We start from the raw sequence: 3,373 nt of genomic DNA on the forward strand, positions 1-3,373 counted from the left end.
AATCCATAACAAGTTCCATTATCAGTATTTATTGCACTCTTAAACCATAAGGAGTCTGAAAAATTTTGTCCAGAAAAACCAAATTTTTCGGCACCTGTAGATTTACAAATACCGTCAACATCACATAAAATTAGATCATGGTATACTGAATATGAATTCAATATTTGATTAAGACGTTCATGAGAGTTTTTGTATTCGTCTTGTTCGTCTCTTACAAGCGAGTTTATCAATACATCGTCGGTTGCCCACCAACGAATATCAGCTGATCTTTCAAAGAGATTTCTTTCAACTATCTTAATATTGGTTAAAGCAAGATTTGCAAGACGGTTTCCTTTTATGCTGACCGATTTATTTTCAATTATTCTTGAAATTGTTTCAATCTCTTGAATTGTTTCACTTTTCATTTTATCAAGCACATTATCAGTTTTTGCACTTAATTCATCAATTGAATTTGAAACAACTAAGAATTTTTTACCTATATCACCCGTTCTATTAGCTTCAATTTTTGCAGTAATAGAAAGCATGTGTGTCCTTCCATTGATTGCTTTAATCGATTTTAGTGCACGATTAATTTCATTATTGATGGATAATGTTTTATCAACAACTTGTTTAAAAAAATCAGTTTCTTTCTTTTCTTCAGTTAATTGATACACGCATAAAATTATCAAAAGTGAAATTAAATCACTTGTTTGTTCAAATCTATCAAAATATCAATACAGGATTTATTGAAAAATAATCTCAAATAAAAAAAATTAGGCATATATGGAGATTTTAGATAATTATTTAATTTTTAAAATTAGAGTGCCAGCGGGGGGATTTGAACGCCCGACGGCCCGGTCTTCAGCCGAGTGCTCTCCCAGGCTGAGCTACGCTGGCACAACAAATTTGCTTTCGGTTGAGGAATTAAAAGTTGTCTTTATCTTACAAAATTAAGATAGTGTGGATTATGGACATATTCGAGCAAAATTATGATAGTATTGGAAATATATATGATAAACGTGAAGTAAGATAAAAAACCATTTTTGGCATAAGAGTCATTTCAAATTTTGGTTTTGATCAATTTAATTAGATTCAAATAGAATTTCTAGATTTGCCAAATTATATCTTTATGACCATTTCTTTTATTCAATACTCGTCCTAAAACAAAAAATAAATCAGATAATCTATTAACATATTGCATACAATAAGGGTTAATTTTTTCTTGTTCATTTAGTATCACCATACAAATTTCAGACCTTCTAATCACGGTTCTTGCATGATGAAGTTGAGATGCAACCAAATTTCCTCCAGGTAAAATAAAATTAGTTAGGGGAGATAATTCACTTTCAAATTTATCAATATTGTTTTCTATGTTAGTTATCATGCTCAATGTTACTCTATTTTTTTCATCTTTTAAATTAGGGTTTGAGAGATCGGAGCCTACAACAAATAATTCATTTTGAATCAAATTTAACAATTCTCGTATATCATCATTCAACTCATGGGATAACACTATTCCTAAAATTGCATTAGATTCATCAACCGCACCATAAGCACTAATTCTAGGATGTGATTTTGAAATTCTTAAATTCCCTTGAAGGCCTGTTGTACCATCATCTCCTGTCTTGGTATAAATTTTCAACAATGTATCAAAAATAGATTGAACTATTATGTTGTTCGAATTACTTATTACCATTTATTCTAAAATATTCATATTGATTAAAGGTATACATACGCAGGTAAATTTTAAATTTGAATATAAATACAAAACATCTAATAAAAATAATATGTTTTTTCAAGATTCTAAAACAGATAATCGAAAAGTATCAAATTGATTCTAAAGTTTTTAAACACTGCAATAAATCTAAAAGAGGTTCCACGTCAAGGTTGGATTGATAAATTATCAATAGAAAAACCAGAATCAGTCGCAGAACACGTATTTTCTATGGCTATTACAGGAATGATTTTTTCAGATTTAAAAAAATATAATACTGAAAAAATATTAAAAATCATTCTTTTACATGATTTATCAGAATCAATAATAGGAGACATAACTCCAGGACAAATCCCAATAAGTAAAAAAAGAAATTTAGAAAATAATGCAATGAAAAAAATACTAAGTGAATTACCAGAATCGCTTCAAAGTCAATACAATCGTCTCTGGGATGAATATATCCAAAACACATCATCAGAGGCAAGATTTGTGCATCAGTTAGATAAATTAGAAATGGCGCTACAAGCAAAATATTATTTAAATGAAGGACACCCTAAAGAAAGACTAGAGTCATTTTTTAATTCTGCTAAAAATGAAATCACAGATAAAAAATTATTAAAAATATTTAATGAAATAACTAATCATGGCTGAAAAGGATAAAGATGAATTAATTGAGGCGCAAAAACAAATCATAGGCATATTGTTTGAAGTCATAAAAAGATTGCAATCAAATAATGATTTAGATGAAGAATATTTTCAAATAATTTTATCAGACGATAAAACAAAAACCAAAAGAATTGACGAGATACTAAATGAGAGAAAAGAAAACACTATGATCGTTGGGAGACTATTAAAACAGCTAGAAATTTAATTTAATAGTCACTTATCTTGAATAATTTTTAATCTTGCTGTTTGCTCATGTTTATCCTGAATGTAATGTGAAAGATTTATCACTCTAATTCTACTATTTTTATTTTGCCAACTACCTTCATTTTCAAACCATGATTCAATATCATCAACGTCATATCTTTCACCTTTATCTAAAATCTCTTTGAAAATAGATTTTATAATTTCAATCTCTTCTTCTTTTAGTTTATTTTTATCTTCTACAACTGTTGTTATCTCATTTAATTTAATTATTACATTGTTTGTTAATGGCATGATTAAATCCAATCTAAATGGTATAACAATCTTGTGAAAAATCCAGCAAAATATCACAATTCAAGGCTAAATCTGGAAGTTACTAAAACTAGCTAAATAAAATTCATCATAATCGTATATTTTTTAACATCAGGTCTAAAAAATATTTTTTAGAGTAAAAATCAATGTTTATAAAAATAATCATAATTTCTGTAATACTTGGATTAGGCATAGCAATGTTTTCATTTCAAGAAAATAATGTTTTTACTGATGCATCAGGAAATTTAATTGAATCCGTTAAAGATAACATGCAAGGAATTGGATCTAAAACTGCAAAATCAGTTGAGGGGGGATTAGATTCTTCCTCAAAAATCCTAGATGATGGTCGTAATAAAATCAGTGATGGAATAAACAATGCAAAAGAATCATCCCAGAGTTTATTGAATGAAAAACTATCTCAGATAAATATTGGAAATGATGAATCTAAAAATATCATAAATGAAACTGAAAATAAAATACCTGGAATAATAACTAATCCAA

The 3,373-nt window shown here is 28.0% G+C and carries 6 protein-coding genes and 1 tRNA gene; 3 read left to right on the top strand and 4 right to left on the bottom strand.

What is annotated here, in order from left to right:
* The 3 genes from BG20_RS06490 to BG20_RS06500 all read right to left on the bottom strand — a co-directional run.
* A partial coding sequence (locus BG20_RS06490) for a methyl-accepting chemotaxis domain-containing protein (protein WP_010192470.1) occupies positions 1 to 653 on the bottom strand: 653 nt, incomplete at its 3' end.
* A gap of 149 nt (positions 654 to 802) precedes the next feature.
* A tRNA-Phe gene (locus BG20_RS06495) sits at positions 803 to 876 on the bottom strand.
* 208 nt (positions 877 to 1,084) lie between these two features.
* The gene (locus BG20_RS06500) at positions 1,085 to 1,621 is read right to left on the bottom strand and encodes a cob(I)yrinic acid a,c-diamide adenosyltransferase (protein ID WP_010192471.1); all 537 of its coding nucleotides are present in this window, start codon (positions 1,619 to 1,621) and stop codon (positions 1,085 to 1,087) included.
* Positions 1,622 to 1,810: 189 nt separating this feature from the next.
* Here BG20_RS06500 and BG20_RS06505 point away from each other — a divergent pair, with 189 nt between their 5' ends.
* Together BG20_RS06505 and BG20_RS06510 are read left to right on the top strand one after the other, a co-directional pair.
* Positions 1,811 to 2,344: an HD domain-containing protein gene (locus tag BG20_RS06505; protein WP_010192473.1), complete on the top strand. Its 534-nt coding sequence runs from the start codon at positions 1,811 to 1,813 to the stop codon at positions 2,342 to 2,344.
* Positions 2,337 to 2,564, top strand: a complete 228-nt coding sequence (locus BG20_RS06510; protein WP_010192475.1) for a hypothetical protein — start codon at positions 2,337 to 2,339, stop codon at positions 2,562 to 2,564. The genes BG20_RS06505 and BG20_RS06510 overlap by 8 nt, the downstream gene beginning before the upstream one ends.
* Before the next feature lie 8 nt (positions 2,565 to 2,572).
* On the opposite strand, the gene BG20_RS06515 is transcribed toward BG20_RS06510, so the two are convergent.
* A complete protein-coding gene (locus BG20_RS06515; RefSeq protein ID WP_010192478.1) occupies positions 2,573 to 2,854 on the bottom strand; it encodes a hypothetical protein in 282 nt (93 codons plus the stop codon).
* Between the two features lie 164 nt (positions 2,855 to 3,018).
* Between BG20_RS06515 and BG20_RS06520 the strand changes: the two genes are divergently transcribed.
* Positions 3,019 to 3,373 (top strand): hypothetical protein (locus tag BG20_RS06520; protein WP_010192481.1); only part of this gene is annotated, 355 nt, incomplete at its 3' end.

It is taken from the genome of Candidatus Nitrosarchaeum limnium BG20 (assembly GCF_000241145.1).
Classification (GTDB): Archaea; Thermoproteota; Nitrososphaeria; order Nitrososphaerales; family Nitrosopumilaceae; genus Nitrosarchaeum; species Nitrosarchaeum limnae.